This is a genomic window from Deltaproteobacteria bacterium (genome assembly GCA_009930495.1).
GTDB lineage: Bacteria > Desulfobacterota > Desulfovibrionia > Desulfovibrionales > Desulfomicrobiaceae > Desulfomicrobium.
In genome coordinates this window covers 1-16,303 of record RZYB01000048.1, presented here as the reverse complement: position 1 = coordinate 16,303, position 16,303 = coordinate 1, and the positions used below count along the sequence as shown (strand labels likewise).

The following is a 16,303-nucleotide window of genomic DNA, read 5'->3' as shown; positions in this document are numbered from 1 at the left end:
CTAGGGCATGGGCTTGGCCTGGACCCAGATAACGGCGTCCTGGGACAGGTCCTTGCCCTTGAAGGTTTTTTCCGGTCCCGCGCCCAGAGCGCAGAAGCCCCACCATCCGGCCTTGGGGACGGCGTAGACGAACTGGCCGTTGGCGTCGGCCTTGATGGTCTGGGTCACGAAACTATCCTGCGGAGCCTCGACCTCGGCCTTCGGGGCGAAGCTGTTGGTCTTGAGGTCCGGCTTGTGGTTCAGAAATTCCACCTCGATCTCGGCAAAGGGCACGGGCTGGCCATTCCCCTTGACGATACCGCGAAAAACATTCCCGGCCCACAGCCCGTAGGGCTTGTCCAGGGGCACGATCTCGGCCGGCAGGCCCATTTCGGCGTCCCAATCCGTGGGCGAGCCAGCCGTGTTGACCACGAGCTTGGCGATCTGCTGGATATAGGTTTCCTCGCTGGCCTCGAAATACGGGGCCGGAGTCAGGGCGAACACCCAATCGCCCATGCCGCGCGGCGTGTAACTGGTTTCATAGGCCTTGCCCGAGTTGGTCAGGCTCTTCCAGGTGATGGGCTTGAGGGTCGCGGTCAAATCCTTGGTTTCACCCTTGTGCAGCACCACGAATTTTTGCGGGGCGTCCATGTCCATGGTGTGGCCGGCCTCGAAGGGATGGGTGAACACCAGCTTGAGAGGCAGATCCGCCGCCTTTTCCAGAGCCGATTCGGGAGTGTAGACCATCTGAAAGTGGGCCATGGCCGGGGCGGCGAAGAAGGTCAGGGCCAAGAGGGCTGAAAGAACAAGGCTTTTGCGTTTCATGAAATCTCCTTGGGATGGCGGTTAGTGGATTTCCGAGCCGGGAATTTCGATCTGGTGGCCCTCGCCGGCATCGAACTTCACCTTGAAATCACCAGCGGGCTTCTTGAAGGTAAACTCGGAGGTCTGGCTCATCTTGCCGGACTCGATGGCCTTTCCGGATGCGTCCAGAACGTGCATGGCCACGCCGGAGGCCGACGAACCATCGGAAAAACCACCCTCGCAGGTGATGGTGCCGTCACCGTTGTCCCAGCACGAGCACAGCGGGGTATGGGCCAGGGCCTGGGTGGCGCCAAGCAGCACCAGGGCGAAAAGAAACGGAATAATTTTCTGAAACATGACAACTCCTTTGTGATGGTTTGTAGCGCGGATCATGATCGACCCGAATCTGGTTCAAGGGGAGGGTTGGGAATGAGCGCGGCCCCAATGGCCAGGGCCACGGCCAGTAGGTAAAAGGCGATCATGGCCTCCAGGCCGCTCAGGCCGAGCAGACTGCCGCCGGTGAAGACCAGCACGGACACGACAATGCCCAGGGCGATCTGCCCGCCCAGGGAAAAAAGCATGTAGCCCCAGGACCCGGTTTCCAGCTTGATGGTGATCAGGGTGGCCAGGCACGGCGGATACAAAACCATGAACAGCATCAGGGCCAGGGCGTGCAGGGCCGTGAATCCGGTTTCGGTTTCCTGCATGGACGCGGCCAGATCCCCACCCGCGTCGGCGTCCTGCTGATACAGGGAACCCAGGGTGGCCACGGTGTTTTCCTTGGCCGCCAGGGCCGAAAGCAGGGCGACGTTGATGCGCCAGGTGAATCCGGCCCAACGGGTCACGGGCTCCATGGCCTGGCCGATACGGCCCAAGAAGCTGGCGTCGATGCGTTCCTTCTGCACATCCATGCGGATCAGCTTGCGCTCGCGGGTCAGGGCTCGCAGGCCCCGGCCGATCTTGCCGTGCTCCGGAACGGGCTGTCCCTTGACCATGGCCAGATAGACGGCGTTACGCTCCGCGAAACGCGCGTCGATCCGGGCCGCGCCCTCTTCCGACTTGGCCCCGATCTTGGCCTGCTTGTAGGCGTCCTCGAATTCGAGCAGGGCTGGAATCTCGGTCCGCTGAAAGCGGCCCGCCAGGGGCGAGGCGTCCACCGTGGCCATGAAGGCGTCCATGGCCTTGTCGGCCCTGGCCTCGAAACCGCGCATGGCGTCCTCGCCCACGCCGGGAAACCGGAGCAGGGCGAAAACGATCACGGCCACGGCGGCCACGATGGACGTGATCTTCTTGACGAACAGCCAGACCTTTTGCAGCGCCGGCCGGAGCACTCCGCCCAGGGTGGGCAGATGGTAGTCCGGCATTTCCATGATGAACGGCGCGCTCTCCTGCTTTCTGAGCACGGTCAGGGTCAAGAGCTTGGCCACGGGCAGGGCCAGGAGCAGGCTGATGGTGGAGATGAAGAACATGGCCAGGGCCTGATGCTCGGCGAAATAGGCACTGACGAGCAGGATATAAAGCGGCACCTTGGCCAGGCAGTTGAGCATGGGAATGATCAGGATGGTGGCCAGCCGGGCGCGGTGGTCGGGAACGGCCTTGGTGGACATGACCGCCGGCACGGCGCAACCGCCGACATAGACCCCGCCCAGAACCAGGGGCAGGGTGGCCTGGCCGTGCAGGCCGAAACGCTGGAGCATCCGGTCCAGGATAAAGGCCATGCGCGGCATGTAGCCGCTGTCCTCCAGAATGGCGATGAGGGAAAACAGAATCAGGAAAATGGGGATATAGTTGAGCAGGGCGTTGACGCTGTCCACCACCCACAATCCCAGGGCCCGGATCAGCGGATCGTCCACGAATCCGGCCGAGGGCAGGATCAGGCCGCACCATTCCTTGAGCTTGGCCAGCAGGGGCCAGGTGTAATTGGTCAGGTTGTAGCCCTGAACGATGGACAGTTGATACAGCAGATAGATGATCCCAACCAAAACCACCGGTCCGGCGACCTTGTGGCAGACCACGGCGTCGATGCGGTTGGTCAGGTTGCGGGCGGAAAAGGCCCGCTTCTGACACGAGGCCAGAATCTCGTCGGCCAGGACGTGGCGACGCACGGCCAGATAATGGGCCACGGACGCGCCATGCGCCGCCACGAAGCCCTGGGCCAGACCCTCGGCCAGCCGCACCAGTACCTCGCCTTCGGGAATGGCCGTCCGGGCATGATCCAGGGCGAATTCATCCCCCTCCAGCAGCTTGAGGGCCAACCACCGGGGGGGTACCGGGCCCGGGACCTTCGCCGTGACCATCCAGGTTTCCAGGGCCTGGATTTTTTCCTCCAGCGGGCCGTAATCGATCTGGCGCGGCCGTGGCCGCTCCCGGGCCTGATCGGCCACGGCCCGAACCAACTCGCGCCGCCCTTCTCCCCTGGCCGCGGCCACGGGCACGACCCGGACACCCAGCCGGTTTTCAAGCAGGGCCAGATCCAGCTCCACGCCTTCCTTCCTGGCCTTGTCCATCATGTTCAGGGCCAGAACCACCGGGCAATCCATCTCCATGAGCTGGAAGGTCAGGGACAGGGATCGGCGCAGGGTCGAGACATCGGCCACGTTGACGCAGACCTCGGGCTTTTCGTGCAGCAGAAAATTCCGGGCCACCCGTTCTTCCAGGGAATACGAGGTCAGGCTGTACGTGCCGGGCAGATCGACCAGCTCGATGTCGAGTTCGTCCGTCCTGAACTGCCCGGTCTTCTTCTCCACCGTGACACCGGGATAGTTGGCCACATGCTGGTGGGCCCCGGTCAACATGTTGAAAACCGTGGACTTGCCGGAGTTGGGTTGACCAGCCAGGGCCACGACACAGGACTGGGTTTTCACCGTGCCTCGACCTCCACGAATTTGGCCTCGTCATGACGCAGGCTGAGCATCAAGCCTTCCACGACCACCTCCATCGGGTCCTCCAATGGCGCGTTGCGCAGGACGGTGAGCCTCGCTCCCGGAAAAATACCCAGATCGAGCAGACGCTGGGCCAGCCTGTCCTGGGCCCGCAGCTTGGTGATGACACAAATTTTTCCAGGCACTAATTCGCTCAGGGTCATGAATTGTTTCTCCGTCGATTGCCACGCGGCTCCCCCGGACGCTTCCCGCTCAGTCCGGGAAGATGTCGCGCGGGGCGCGGGATGATTTTAGATTTCAAATATAGCTTTGCGGCTATCTACTTTTTGTTCATGAAAAATTTCGTCTTCGATAGTCCAAATAATTTGTCATAACTAACTCTTCCGGCCACGAATTGCCGCTGGAAGCCAAAAATTACCGCCCAAGGTGAATTTCCGTCCGACGGGCCTGGCCTTGGGGCCGACACCGCCCGGTCGTCCGGCCCGGCAACGCCCCGACCGTCCCGACTTGATCACCCCTGATTTTCCCGTAGAATCGCGCGGACCTTCCACCCATATCCCATCCGGAGGAGAGCATGGCCCGTTACATCGGCGCGGTCGATCAGGGGACCACCAGCAGTCGCTTCATCATTTTCGACGAACATGGCCGCATCGTCGCCATGGACCAAAAGGAACATCGGCAGATCTACCCCAGGCCGGGCTGGGTCGAGCACGATCCCATGGAAATCTGGGCCAATGTCCAGGACGTTATCCGGGGGGCCCTGGCCAAGTCCGGCATCACGGGATCGGAGTTGTCGGCCATTGGCATCACCAACCAGCGCGAGACCACGGTGGTCTGGGACCGCTTCACGGGCACACCGTTTCACAACGCCATTGTCTGGCAGTGCACGCGCACCCACGACATCTGCAAGAATCTGATGGCCGACGGCGGCCAGGATCGCTTCCGCGCCAAGACCGGCCTGCCCGTGGCCACGTATTTTTCCGGCCCCAAGATCCGCTGGATCCTGGACAACGTTCCCGAGGCCAGGGCCGCCGCCGACAAGGGCAACGCCCTGTTCGGCACCATCGAGACCTGGATCATCTGGTGGCTGACCGGCGGTCCCAAGGGCGGGGCGCATGTCACCGACGTGACCAACGCCAGCCGGACCATGCTCATGGATCTGGAAAGCCTGGCCTGGGACGATGACATCCTTGAGATCCTGGGCATCCCGGCCAGTGGGCTGCCGCGCATCGTGCCCTCGTCCGACAGCGCCACCTGGGGCCCGACCTCCGAGGACGGACCGCTTGGCGCGCGCGTGCCGGTCTGCGGGGCCGTGGGGGACCAACAGGCGGCCCTGGTCGGCCAGACCTGCTTCGCGCCCGGCGAGGCCAAGAACACCTACGGCACGGGCTGCTTCCTGCTCATGCACACCGGCCACGAACCCATCCCGTCCAGACATGGCCTGATCACCACCCTGGCCTACCAGTTCAGCGGCCGCAAACCTTCCTACTGCCTGGAAGGGTCCATCGCCATCGCCGGAGCCCTGGTGCAATGGCTGCGCGACAACCTGCGGATGTTCTCCTCGGCCCCGGAGATCGAAACCCTGGCCCGCAAGGTCGAGGACACGGGCGGCATGTACATCGTGCCGGCCTTTTCCGGCCTGTACGCGCCCTACTGGCGCCCCGACGCGCGCGGGGCCATGGTGGGACTGACCCGCTACATCAACCGCGAGCACATTGCCCGGGCCGTGCTCGAAGCCACGGCCTACCAGACCAAGGACATCGTGGAGGCCATGAACAAGGATTCCGGCGTGGACCTGAAAACCATCAAGGCCGACGGCGGCATGGTCCACAACGAACTCCTGATGCAGTTCCAGGCCGACATCCTGAACGTGCCCGTGGTCCGCCCCAAGGTGGCCGAAACCACCTGCCTCGGCGCGGCCTACGCCGCTGGCATCGCCTCGGGTTTCTGGTCCGGCCGCGAGGAACTCCACAACAACTGGGAAGAGGACAAGCGCTGGATTCCGGACATGGACGAAGCCCGACGCGCGGATCTGCACGCGGGCTGGCAAAAGGCGGTGACCCGGACGCTTGGCTGGGTGGAATGAGGTCCCGACGCCCGGCGACGGTCCGGGCGCCTGGCGTATCGCCCCCTGTTCCAGGCGCCCCGACGGGTGTTCTGGCCGTGGGGAGCGAAACTCGGGACGCGGCGTTGTTGACAACAAAATCCTCGGAAGGGTACGCCGTTTATTAGACATATCTAATAATTTACTGAAAAACTATCAAAAATAAATACATCTTAATAAAATCGTTGTTAAAAACTTCAAACTTGTCCCACGAACATCGTCCCATCCCCGTGGGCGCGACGTGAAGGGACGTGGAGCGGAGGATGAACATGTTCATGGAGACATCGCGGGCCGGATCGGCCGGGCGGACAGTTCCGACGCGCAAAAAAATATGGGAAATCGACCAGATCTTCCGTTGCCCCGTTGTCGGCATGTGCCTCGACATCCGGGAGCAGCGCTGGCTGTGCCGCATGGTCGGAGCCGCCGAGCAGGCCAAATCGGACTTCGCCATCCTTGAAATGCTCGTGGCGACCATGGACGGCGAAAATCCGCTGTCGCGCAAGCTCGAGGACCTGCTGGCCCGCAAATACGAATCCGAGGGCCGCCCATTTCTGGGAATGACCGAACGCGCCTTTCTGGAGAACTGGCGACGCGGACTTCGACAGGGCACGTACCAGATCCTGCTGTGGGCGGCCGCCGTGCGCGGCCCAAGCCCCACGGCCACGGTGGAAATTTTTGGCTCCCTGCACATGGCCATGCACGAACACGCCAAGGCGTATGGACGGCTCTTGGCGGCGGCGCGCGGCCAGGACCAAACCGAAACCAGCGAACGGCCAGGGCTTCCAGATCGCGAACATGCCGCCCCCCAAAAGACTCGTGGCGGGCAAAAAAACGACCGGACCTGAAGCGGCCGCCTCGCGCGGACCAGAATCGCCATCCGGACAAAACGGAGCGGGGAGGCACGTTTGCGTCCCGCGCCCCGAAGTCCGCGATGGCCGGCCCAAAGCCATCGGACATTCCTTCCTTGCCCTTGAATCGGGAAGCAGTTAGGAATCGGCCCTTCTATGGGGGCGGACTCCTGCCTGTTCCGTTGGTTCGCGACCTGGCTCCGGAGTCCTTATTTGGAGTACAATCAAGGAGGAAGAGAGATGCAACGTGTTACCCTGGCCTTTGTCGCGGCCCTGATCCTGGGCTGCGCCGTCGCCGCCTTCGCGGAGAAGCTGGAAATCCCCGAAAGCGTGACCATGAGTCCCAAGCACTTCGACGGCTACACCCCCAAAAAGGGCGATGTCGTCTTCAACCATGCCTCGCACATGGAGATCGCCTGTGCCGACTGCCACCACACCGTGGCCGACACCTACGCCTTCCAGGGCTGCATGACCGAGGGCTGTCACGACGATCCGACCATCAAGCCGGAATACAGCTCCGTGTACCGCGCCTTTCACACCACCAAGGACACCACCAAGAGCTGCGTCGGCTGTCACCGCAAGCTCAAGCGCGAAGGCACGGGGGACGCGCCCCTCGCCTGCAAGAGCTGCCACACCAACTAAATTTCAAGGCCCCCGAAATCCGGGGGCCTTGTTTTTCCCTCCATCGGCCCCGCGCCCTACAAACGTCGCGCCCGGACCATGCGCGGATGGGTCATCCGCATCGGATCCAGGACGTCCTCCAGCTCTTCCCGGGTCATGAGCTCCTTTTCCAGCACCAAATCATATACCGTCGCGCCGGTCCGGGCCGCTTCCTTGGCAATGGCCGCGGCCTCGTCGTAGCCGAGATACGGCACCAGAATGGTCACGATCCCGGCCGACTGACGCACCAACTGGGCGCAGCGTTCGCGATTGGCGGTGATGCCGACGATGCACCGATCCTTCAGAATCCGCATGGCCCGGCCAAGCATGTCCATGATCTGGAAGAGGTTGAAGGCGATGAGCGGCTCGAAGACGTTGAGTTCCAACTGTCCGGCCTCGGCGGCCATGGTCACGGTCACGTCGTTGCCGATGGTCTGGAAACAGACTTGGTTGACCATCTCTGGAATGACCGGATTGACCTTGCCCGGCATGATGGACGACCCCGGCTGCATGGGCGGCAGGTTGATCTCGCCCAGGCCGCAAAACGGCCCCGAGGACAACAGACGCAGATCGTTGCAGATCTTGGACAGCTTCACGGCCACGCGCTTGAACACGCCCGAAAGCTGGACAAAGGCGCCGGTATCCGACGTGGCCTCGACCAGATTGGGCGACTTGATCAGGGGCAGGCCCGTGATGTGCGCCAGTTTCTCGCAGACAAAGGCGGCGTAGGCCGGCACGGTGTTGATGCCCGTGCCGATGGCCGTGGCCCCCATGTTGATTTCCATGAGCAGGCGCTGGCATTCCTCCACCCGCTCGACGTCCTCGCCCACGGTCACGGCCCAGGCCGAAAACTCCTGGCCCAGGGTCATGGGCACGGCGTCCTGGAGCTGGGTCCGGCCCATCTTGATGACATCGGCGAACTCCTCGCCCTTGGCGGCCAGGGCGTCGATCAACTCGCGCATGGCCCGGGCCAGTTCGCGGATCTTCCACACGGCGGCGATGCGCAGCGACGTCGGGTACACGTCGTTGGTGGACTGGGACAGATTGACATGGTTGTTGGGGTGGCAAAATCCGTATTCGCCCCTGACGTGCCCGAGAAGTTCCAGGGCGCGGTTGGCGATGACCTCGTTGGCGTTCATGTTCACGGACGTGCCGGCCCCGCCCTGAATGACATCGACCACGAACTGGTCGTCGAACTTGCCCTCGCGCACCTCGCGGCAGGCGGCCATGATGGCCTCGGCCAATTCCGGTTCGAGCAATCCCAGTTCCAGATTGGCCAGGGCCGCGGCCTGCTTGATGCACGCCAGGGCCTGGATTTGTCCGGGGAAATGGGCAATGGGGATGCCCGTGACCTGGAAATTTTCCAGGGCGCGCACGGTCTGCGCCCCGTAATACGCCACGGCCGGCACCCGGCGTTCGCCCAGACTGTCTTTTTCGATTCGATATTCCACACAGGCCCCCTTTACGAAACGTGAAAACCCTTTCAAAATCGTCCCACCCTATCCGGAGGACACCCCATGCCAAAGCTTTTTTTCGTTCTGGCCCTTCTGACCGGACTGGCGGCTCCAATCCAGGCCGCCGACCTGCGTTGCCAGGGTGATCTGATGACGCCCGGCACCATCGTCACCAAGGTTCGCGCCAAATGCGGCGAACCCAAATGGGAAGACCGCGTCGGCGAGATCACGGTCATCCGGGACGGCCGGGAGCGGACACTCTACATCACCGAAATGACATACGAAGTCGGCAGTGGCTATTACGTCCTGACCTTCGAGGGCGGCGAGTTGAAAAAAACCGAATACTACCAGCACTAACCACCGGGATCGCCATGAACATCCGCATTGTCTACTGTAGCCTCTGAATGGGCTATGCCCAGCGCGCCGCAAGTCTTGCGGACCGCATTTCGACCGAGCTCGGCATCCATCCCATTCTGGAGACCGGCGACAAGGGCGCCTTCGACGTCATCGCCGATGGCCGTTCCATCTATTCCAAGGCCGAAACCCGGCGCATGCCATCGGCGGACCTGATCCTCGATCTGCTCCGCGCGACCTGATCGGCGCGGATTGGATCATTTTTCCACAAAAAGCTTTCCTTTATCCCCGCTCCTGGATTATGGTTCGGCGTAAATCCCGAACCATCCCGGGGAGATTGGCGTCCCACGCCCAATCCGGGGAGTAAAACCGGGACCACGTCACAACACCAAGGATACCGCATGAACCACCTCGTCATCACCTGCCATCCCCGTACGTCGAGTTTTACCCGCGCCATCGCCGACACCGTGGAAGCCGTGTCCGTGGCCCTGGGACATGACACCCGCCGCCGCGACCTCTACGCCCTGGACTTCGAAGCCGTGCTCCGCGCCACGGACCTCGACGCCCTGGCCACGGGCAGCGTGCCCCCGGATATCCGCCTGGAACAGGAATTCCTGCAATGGACGGATATGCTGACCCTGGTCTACCCCATCTGGTGGGCGGGCATGCCGGCGCTGCTCAAGGGCTATATCGACCGGGTGCTCTGCCCGGACTTCGTTTTCGAACGCATCGGGGATTCACCCCTCGGCCCCTTGGCCGGAAAGAAAGTCCTCATCTTCAACACCACCGGCGCGCCAAGCACCTTCTACGCCAGCCAGGACATGCACCAATGCATGGCGTCCATCACGGACACGGGCATTTTCGAGATCTGCGGCATGGAAGTGCTGCACCATGCCTTTTTTGGTGGCGTGACCACGATTCCGGATAATGAACTCAAAACCTATCTGGCCAACGTGGAGGCCATCACGTCCAGATATCTCTAACGTCCCCGACCACGCCCCGAGGAGGCTCGACCCCATGGACAACATGTTCGAACGTTTCACCTACCTCTTCGATCCCCTGCATCATTTCTGGGAACACGAAGGCATGCACCGCCGCTTCGCCCTGGGACTGATCGCGGCGTTTCTCGGGGCGCTGGCCAGCATCGAATTGAACCGCCAGGGTCTTTTGCCCACGGCCCTGGCCGTCCACACGCCGACCAATCATTTTCACGCCGTGAACCTGGCCTTCACCCTGGTCCTGATCCTGGAAGTCATCAGCCTGATTTTCACCCTGCCCTGCTCCTTTTCCCGATCCGTGGGCAAGCAGTTCGAAATCCTGTCCCTGATCCTGCTGCGGGACGCATTCAAGGAACTGTCCTCCTTTGCCGAGCCCATCACCCTGGGACAGAACCTGACCGCGATGTATCACATCCTGGGCTACGGCTTCGGGGCGTTGACCGTCTTCGCCCTGCTTGGCGTCTATTACCGCATCCAGCCCACAAAAAAGCAGGACATGGGCCTGCCCACGGACCTGTTCCGGTTCGTGGCCGCCAAAAAAGGCATCGCCCTGGTCCTGCTGGCGGTCTTCGTCATCCTGGGCCTGACCAATCTCTACAACCGGCTGGCCGGACTGCCGCACATCGACTTTTTCCCGGTCTTCTACACCCTGCTCATCTTCACGGACATCCTGGTGGTGCTCATCTCCCAGTGTTTCCGGCCATCCTTCCACGCCGTGTTCCGCAACTCCGGCTACGCCCTGTCCACCCTGTTCATCCGCCTCGCCCTGGCCGCCCCGCCCATGTACGACGTGGCCCTGGGCATTGTCGCCGCCCTGTTCGCCATCGCCCTGACCCTGGCCTGGACCAGGGTCTTCACCATGACCAAGGCGTGAAACGAAGCATTATGAGCCCGTGACAACACGGAACAGTCCCAAAAGATCCGAGACCAGGACAGCACCCCCGGGCGTGAGCACATAAGCAAGGCCGCCACAGTTCAGAATCACCGTGATCCAAAAAACAATCTGGAACGACTGTTTCCTTGATTTATGACGCAACACCCGCTGCGCGACCAAGGCGCCGGGCCAGCCCCCCGCAAGCGCGATCAGATGCAAGGTTTTTTCCGGGGTCCGCCACTGGTTGTTTTCCGCCGCGGACTTGTCCCGCGCATAGGCCACGAAGGCCGCCAGACTCGCCCCGACATACAGTCCGAGCACCATCAGCGGCAGTTTCCCGACAAGCACCAAAGCGGCCAAAGCCCCGAAAAACACGAACGCGACCACAAACGCTCCCGCCCGTCCCGACGAAAAAACCGTTTTTGGAGATTGATCGCCAACGAAAGCGACTCCCTCGGCCCGGGGACGGCCCCGCTCATCCGAGCCCAATTCAAAGGACACGGTTTCTCCCACGCCAGGACGTTTCTTCCTATTTAAAAACGATGAAATGTGCACAAATACCAAACGATCGCCGTCATTGGGCGCGATAAAACCAAACCCCTGGTCATCCTTCCATGTCGTGATCGTGCCTTGATACCGCATGCGGCCTCCAATAAATGGTCAAAAATTCCGCGAATGACCCATCCCCGGCAACGGGGTCCGGACGAGCTCACGGTGCGGGCCGTCTACCGCACGGGGGACGTATGACACAAGATCACACACGGCTCGCCGCCAGCATTCCATAACCGTCTGACATTCCCGAAAAAAAATATCAATCTAGGCACCATGGCAAGACAATGCGCTTTCCCTGAAACTTTGATAGTCAAGGCTCCACGCCGCACGCGCCCAAGGAGCCGCCCATGACCATCCCCCGCCCCATCCGTTGCCTGTTGGTGGACGACGAGCCGCCGGCCCTGGACGAGCTGTCCTACCTTTTGTCCGCGTTCCCGGATGCGAGCGTGGTCGGCACGGCCATATCCGCGGCCCAGGCATTGGAAGAAATCGCCCGGCTGACGCCGGACGTTGTCTTCCAGGACATCCAGATGCCCGGCGGCACGGGATTGTCCGTGCTGGAAAAAGCCATGGCCGTCCCGGAGCCGCCGCTGTTCGTCCTTGCCACGGCCTACGACCAGTACGCCATCCGGGCTTTCGAGGACAATGCCGTGGACTACCTGCTCAAGCCCGTGTCCCACGAGCGGCTGTCCAAATGCCTGGACCGGCTGCGCGGTCTTCTTTCCCGGATGCATCCCGAGGCCGTGGCCCAACCGGATCTGGAAGGCTTGCTGCGGAGCATGGGCCTGACCCCGGCCCTGATCCGTATTTCCGTGGAAAACGGCAGCCGCGTTTTGCTCTTGCCCCACACCGAGGTTGTCTTTATCCGCACCGAAGGCCGCCGCACCCTGGTCCACACCAGGGACACGCACTACCCGCATCACGGCCCCGGCACCCTGGACCGGCTGGCGGACAAACTGGCCCAGCTGTCCTTTTTCCGGGCCAACCGGGGCGAACTGGTCAATCTGGCCCAGGTCCGGGATTTTACGCCCTGGTTCAACGGCAAGTATGTCCTGACCATGCGCGACGCGGCCGCCACGGAAATCACCGTCAGCAAGGCCAGGGTCCGCGCCTTCCGCGACCAGCTCGGGCTGGCCTGAATCGCATCGGCACCGCATCCGGCGGGTGGGGGACAAATCCCGCGACCGCCATGAACGAGATACCACTTCATGAATTCCGACGCCCTCATCCTGGCCCTGGCCGAACGCCTGGGCCTGATCGTGGCCGGAGCCTTCCTGCTCCTGACCATCACGCCCATCCATAAACTGCGTCTGCGGCAGGGGCCGCCCTGGCGGGCCAGACTGCTCCAAATCCTCTTTTTCGGCGCGGCCGGCATTCTGGGCACCTATGGCGGCAATCTGGTGTCCCAGTCCGTGGCCAATCTCCGGGCCATGGCCGTCATCACCGGCGGCCTGTTCGGGGGGCCGGTGGTCGGCATCGCCTCGGGCGTCATCGCCGGCGGACACCGCATCCTGATCGACATCGGCGGCTTCAGCTCCATCCCCTGCGGGCTGGCGACCATGCTCGAAGGCACGGTGGCCGGACTCGTGACGCTCTATCTCAAGGAACGCAGCGTGGACTGGCGCTGGGCCGCCAGTCTGGCCCTGATCGGGGAGTCCCTGCACATGGCCATGGTTCTGACCCTGTCCCATTCCTATCCCGAGGCCGTGGCGCTGGTGCGCATCATCGCCCCGCCCATGATTCTTCTGAACACCCTGGGCGCGGCCACGTTTATCCAGGTCATCAACGTCGTCTTCCGGTACCGGGCCCGGCAGGATTCGGTCCAGGCCCAGGAAATCCTGGATATCGCCAACACCACGGTCGGGCACCTGCGCTCCGGCCTGACACAGGAAAGCGCCATGGCCACGGCCCGGATCATCCACGCCCGGGTCGCGGTCAGCGCCGTGGCCATCACCGATAAAACCACGGTCCTGACCCACATCGGCCTGGGCGACGACCACCATCTGGCGGGCCGGCCCATTGTCACCAATGCCACGCGCGCCGTTCTGGAAACCGGACAGCCGTCCTTTATCCAGCATCGCGAAGGCATCGGCTGCGATCATCCGGGCTGCCCCTTCACCTCGGCCATCATCGTGCCCCTGCACCAGGCCGGCAACGTGGTCGGCGCCCTCAAATTCTACGGAACGGCCTCCAAGGGACTGGATTTGCTCCTGTTCGAACTGGCCAAGGGCTTGGGCAATCTCTTTTCCACCCAGCTCGAACTGGAAAACATCCAGATCAGCGAACGCATGCTGGCCCACGCCGAAATCCGCCGTCTCCAGGCCCAGATCAACCCGCACTTTTTGTTCAACTCCCTGAACACCATCACCTCGTTCTGCCGGACCAGCCCGGACAAGGCCAGAAGCCTGCTCCAGGACCTGTCGCGCTACCTGCGCACGAACCTGGACGCGAGCAAGGGGTTCGTGCCCCTGGCCGAGGAGCTGGAGCAAATCCGCTGCTACCTGGCCATCGAGCAGGCCCGCTTCGGCGACCGCATCCGCTTCACCTTCGACGTGGAAGATGGCTGCGAGACCTGGCCCATTCCGCCGCTGATCATCCAGCCCCTGGTCGAAAACAGTGTCCGCCACGGCATCCTGGGCCAGGAAAACGGCGGCGAAATCCGGCTCCGCGTCCACGCCGACGGGTCACGCCTTTACGTGGAAGTCCGGGACAGCGGCGTGGGCATGGACCAGGACCAGGTGGACCGCCTGTTCGAAAAAGGGCGTCTGGACTCGCGTTCCGGCGGCATCGGCACCCGCAACTGCTTTCAGCGTTTGGAGCGCATCTTTGGCCCGGCCTCCCTGCCGACCGTGGCCAGCGCGCCGGGCCAGGGCACGCGCATCGACTTTTCGCTGCCCATGCCAACCCGGATCTGAAGCCGCCTCGCCCGCCCCGGTCGTCATTTCAGACACGAAAAACGACACTTCGCGCGGCCCCCTTGCCGCCGGCGCCATTCCGCGCCTACGCACGCACCAAGGTTCAGGAGCGATCCCGTGGTGCTCGCGGATCATGGCGTCCGAAGTGACTCATCTTTTTCAAGGAGTGCGGTATGTTTTATTTTTTTCTGGCTTGCGCGGCGCTCGTCGCCGGCTATTTCGTCTACGGCAAGGTGGTCGAATCCCAATTCGGCGTGGATTCCTGCCGTCCCACCCCGGCCTGCCGCATGGAAGATGGGGTGGACTATGTCAAAATGAACCCCAAGACCATCTACATGGTCCAGCTGTTGAACATCGCCGGTCTGGGCCCCATTTTCGGTCCCATCCTCGGCGCCCTGTACGGTCCGGCGGCCCTGCTCTGGATCGTCCTGGGCAGCATCTTCGCCGGCGCTGTGCACGACTATTTCTCGGGCATGATGTCCGTGCGCTACGATGGCAAGTCCATCCCCGATGCCGTGGGCTACAATCTGGGTAATTTCGCCAAGCAGTTCATGAACGTCTTCTCGGTCATTCTGCTGCTCCTGGTCGGCGTGGTCTTCGTCCTCGGCCCGGCCAAACTCCTGGCCAACAAAATCGGCTTCGACGTTGATAAGAACTCGGCCGTGGCCATCTGGACCGGCATCATCTTCGCCTACTACTTTCTGGCCACCATTCTCCCCGTGGACAAGATCATCGGCCGTCTCTACCCGGTTTTTACGGTCTGCCTGCTGATCATGGCCTTTGGCCTTTCGACCATGCTCATCGTCGACGGCTACACCTTCTTCCCCAACGGCGTGGGTCTGGCCAACGTCCACCCCAAGGGCCTGCCCATGTGGCCGCTGATGTTCATCACCATCGCCTGCGGCGCCATTTCCGGCTTCCACGCCACCCAGTCGCCCATGATGGCCCGCTGTATCCCGGATGAAAAATGCGGTCGGCCCATCTTTTATGGCGCCATGATCGGCGAGGGCATCATCGCCCTGGTCTGGGCCACCCTGGGCATGACCTTCTACCAGACCCCCGACGCCCTGCAGGCGGCCCTGGCCGCCGGCGGTCCGGCCGCCGTGGTCGATCAGGTGGCCACCACCCTGATGGGCCCCATCGGCGGGTTCCTGGCCATCATCGGTGTCATCATCCTGCCCATCTCTTCCGGCGACACGGCCTTCCGCGCCGCCCGCCTGATCATCGCCGACTTTGGCAAGCTCGGACAAAAAGCCATTGTCAAGCGCCTGATGATCGCCGTGCCCCTGTTCATCGTCGGTTTCCTCATCACCAAGACCGACTTCAACGTCATCTGGCGTTACTTCGGCTTCGCCAACCAGACCCTGGCCACCATCGTGCTCTGGGCCTCGGCCATGTATCTGGTCCGTCATGGCAAGCCGCACTGGATCGCCAGCGTTCCGGCCGTGTTCATGACCGCCGTCTGCGCCACCTACCTCTGCGTGGCCCCGGAATTCCCGCTCAAGCTGGCCACCGCCGCCGGCTACCCCATTGGCGTCGCCGTGGCCGTGGTCACCTTCGTGATCTTCTTCCTCAAGGCCCGCGTCACCCCCGTCGAAACCGATGCCCTGGACGCCCCGGGCACCATCGACTGATTCCGCCCGTCCACAAACAGCGCGGGGAGCCCTGGGGCTCCCCGCGCTGTTTGTTCACCAACCACCCTGCCGGCGCCACATTTTGGCCGACAGGGCCCGAGACCTCAATTCCTCAAGGCGGCTTCGATAGCCGGCAACAACGCTTCCAGGCTGACCGGCTTGGCCACATAGCCGTTCATGCCCATGTCCAAGAACCGTTCCCGGTCTCCGGTCATGGCATAGGCCGTCATGGCGATAATGGGGAT

17 protein-coding genes are annotated in these 16,303 nt (G+C 62.6%); 10 read left to right on the top strand and 7 right to left on the bottom strand.

Translation table 11 applies throughout. The features are described 5' to 3' along the window. From EOL86_06230 to EOL86_06215, 4 genes are read right to left on the bottom strand one after another with little or no spacing between them, the layout of a single operon-like run. Positions 1-804: a DUF4198 domain-containing protein gene (locus tag EOL86_06230; GenBank protein ID NCD25171.1), complete on the bottom strand. Its 804-nt coding sequence runs from the start codon at positions 802-804 to the stop codon at positions 1-3. Positions 805-825: 21 nt separating this feature from the next. Next, on the bottom strand, positions 826-1,140 hold the full coding sequence (locus EOL86_06225) for a hypothetical protein (GenBank protein ID NCD25170.1): 315 nt from the start codon (positions 1,138-1,140) through the stop codon (positions 826-828). A 32-nt stretch (positions 1,141-1,172) separates the two neighbouring features. Further along, positions 1,173-3,647, bottom strand: coding sequence for a ferrous iron transport protein B (feoB, locus tag EOL86_06220; protein NCD25169.1), 2,475 nt, complete (start codon positions 3,645-3,647; stop codon positions 1,173-1,175). Further along, positions 3,644-3,868, bottom strand: coding sequence for a ferrous iron transport protein A (locus tag EOL86_06215; GenBank protein ID NCD25168.1), 225 nt, complete (start codon positions 3,866-3,868; stop codon positions 3,644-3,646). Before EOL86_06215 ends, feoB begins: the two co-directional genes overlap by 4 nt. Before the next feature lie 371 nt (positions 3,869-4,239). On the opposite strand from EOL86_06215, the gene glpK reads away from it, so the two are divergent. The 3 genes from glpK to EOL86_06200 all read left to right on the top strand — a co-directional run bounded on the left by glpK (position 4,240) and on the right by EOL86_06200 (position 7,259). Beyond that, on the top strand, positions 4,240-5,751 hold the full coding sequence (glpK, locus tag EOL86_06210; protein ID NCD25167.1) for a glycerol kinase: 1,512 nt from the start codon (positions 4,240-4,242) through the stop codon (positions 5,749-5,751). 287 nt (positions 5,752-6,038) lie between these two features. Continuing rightward, positions 6,039-6,614, top strand: coding sequence for a hypothetical protein (locus EOL86_06205; GenBank protein ID NCD25166.1), 576 nt, complete (start codon positions 6,039-6,041; stop codon positions 6,612-6,614). A 159-nt stretch (positions 6,615-6,773) separates the two neighbouring features. Further along, the gene (locus tag EOL86_06200; GenBank protein NCD25165.1) at positions 6,774-7,259 is read left to right on the top strand and encodes a cytochrome C; all 486 of its coding nucleotides are present in this window, start codon (positions 6,774-6,776) and stop codon (positions 7,257-7,259) included. Between the two features lie 56 nt (positions 7,260-7,315). On the opposite strand, the gene aspA is transcribed toward EOL86_06200, so the two are convergent. Further along, positions 7,316-8,728, bottom strand: a complete 1,413-nt coding sequence (gene aspA, locus EOL86_06195; protein ID NCD25164.1) for an aspartate ammonia-lyase — start codon at positions 8,726-8,728, stop codon at positions 7,316-7,318. Positions 8,729-8,794: 66 nt separating this feature from the next. Here aspA and EOL86_06190 point away from each other — a divergent pair, with 66 nt between their 5' ends. From EOL86_06190 to EOL86_06175, 4 genes are all read left to right on the top strand, one after another. Next, positions 8,795-9,088 carry a DUF2845 domain-containing protein gene (locus tag EOL86_06190; protein NCD25163.1) on the top strand — a complete coding sequence of 98 codons (294 nt, stop codon included), beginning with the start codon at positions 8,795-8,797 and terminating at the stop codon, positions 9,086-9,088. Between the two features lie 47 nt (positions 9,089-9,135). After that, positions 9,136-9,327, top strand: coding sequence for a hypothetical protein (locus tag EOL86_06185; GenBank protein NCD25162.1), 192 nt, complete (start codon positions 9,136-9,138; stop codon positions 9,325-9,327). 159 nt (positions 9,328-9,486) lie between these two features. Next, on the top strand, positions 9,487-10,068 hold the full coding sequence (locus EOL86_06180) for a flavodoxin family protein (GenBank protein ID NCD25161.1): 582 nt from the start codon (positions 9,487-9,489) through the stop codon (positions 10,066-10,068). Between the two features lie 34 nt (positions 10,069-10,102). Continuing rightward, positions 10,103-10,957: a hypothetical protein gene (locus tag EOL86_06175; GenBank protein NCD25160.1), complete on the top strand. Its 855-nt coding sequence runs from the start codon at positions 10,103-10,105 to the stop codon at positions 10,955-10,957. 9 nt (positions 10,958-10,966) lie between these two features. On the opposite strand, the gene EOL86_06170 is transcribed toward EOL86_06175, so the two are convergent. After that, a complete protein-coding gene (locus EOL86_06170; GenBank protein NCD25159.1) occupies positions 10,967-11,599 on the bottom strand; it encodes a DUF1294 domain-containing protein in 633 nt (210 codons plus the stop codon). 257 nt (positions 11,600-11,856) lie between these two features. Between EOL86_06170 and EOL86_06165 the strand changes: the two genes are divergently transcribed. The 3 genes from EOL86_06165 to EOL86_06155 all read left to right on the top strand — a co-directional run bounded on the left by EOL86_06165 (position 11,857) and on the right by EOL86_06155 (position 16,058). Then, the gene (locus EOL86_06165; GenBank protein NCD25158.1) at positions 11,857-12,648 is read left to right on the top strand and encodes a response regulator; all 792 of its coding nucleotides are present in this window, start codon (positions 11,857-11,859) and stop codon (positions 12,646-12,648) included. A 69-nt stretch (positions 12,649-12,717) separates the two neighbouring features. Then, positions 12,718-14,424, top strand: coding sequence for a transcriptional regulator (locus EOL86_06160; protein NCD25157.1), 1,707 nt, complete (start codon positions 12,718-12,720; stop codon positions 14,422-14,424). A 173-nt stretch (positions 14,425-14,597) separates the two neighbouring features. Then, positions 14,598-16,058, top strand: coding sequence for a carbon starvation protein A (locus tag EOL86_06155; protein ID NCD25156.1), 1,461 nt, complete (start codon positions 14,598-14,600; stop codon positions 16,056-16,058). Positions 16,059-16,162: 104 nt separating this feature from the next. Here EOL86_06155 and EOL86_06150 read toward each other — a convergent pair. Then, the coding region (locus tag EOL86_06150) for a response regulator (GenBank protein NCD25155.1) at positions 16,163-16,303 on the bottom strand (141 nt) is incomplete at its 5' end.

Excerpts from the sequence above, each read along its gene's own strand:
- EOL86_06230 (NCD25171.1), bottom strand. The coding sequence starts at position 804 with ATGAAACGCAAAAGCCTTGTTCTTTCAGCCCTCTTGGCCCTGACCTTC.
- EOL86_06225 (NCD25170.1), bottom strand. The coding sequence starts at position 1,140 with ATGTTTCAGAAAATTATTCCGTTTCTTTTCGCCCTGGTGCTGCTTGGC.
- EOL86_06215 (NCD25168.1), bottom strand. The coding sequence starts at position 3,868 with ATGACCCTGAGCGAATTAGTGCCTGGAAAAATTTGTGTCATCACCAAG.
- glpK (NCD25167.1), top strand. The coding sequence starts at position 4,240 with ATGGCCCGTTACATCGGCGCGGTCGATCAGGGGACCACCAGCAGTCGC.
- EOL86_06205 (NCD25166.1), top strand. The coding sequence starts at position 6,039 with ATGTTCATGGAGACATCGCGGGCCGGATCGGCCGGGCGGACAGTTCCG.
- EOL86_06200 (NCD25165.1), top strand. The coding sequence starts at position 6,774 with ATGGGGGCGGACTCCTGCCTGTTCCGTTGGTTCGCGACCTGGCTCCGG.
- EOL86_06190 (NCD25163.1), top strand. The coding sequence starts at position 8,795 with ATGCCAAAGCTTTTTTTCGTTCTGGCCCTTCTGACCGGACTGGCGGCT.
- EOL86_06185 (NCD25162.1), top strand. The coding sequence starts at position 9,136 with ATGGGCTATGCCCAGCGCGCCGCAAGTCTTGCGGACCGCATTTCGACC.
- EOL86_06180 (NCD25161.1), top strand. The coding sequence starts at position 9,487 with ATGAACCACCTCGTCATCACCTGCCATCCCCGTACGTCGAGTTTTACC.
- EOL86_06175 (NCD25160.1), top strand. The coding sequence starts at position 10,103 with ATGGACAACATGTTCGAACGTTTCACCTACCTCTTCGATCCCCTGCAT.
- EOL86_06170 (NCD25159.1), bottom strand. The coding sequence starts at position 11,599 with ATGCGGTATCAAGGCACGATCACGACATGGAAGGATGACCAGGGGTTT.
- EOL86_06165 (NCD25158.1), top strand. The coding sequence starts at position 11,857 with ATGACCATCCCCCGCCCCATCCGTTGCCTGTTGGTGGACGACGAGCCG.
- EOL86_06160 (NCD25157.1), top strand. The coding sequence starts at position 12,718 with ATGAATTCCGACGCCCTCATCCTGGCCCTGGCCGAACGCCTGGGCCTG.
- EOL86_06155 (NCD25156.1), top strand. The coding sequence starts at position 14,598 with ATGTTTTATTTTTTTCTGGCTTGCGCGGCGCTCGTCGCCGGCTATTTC.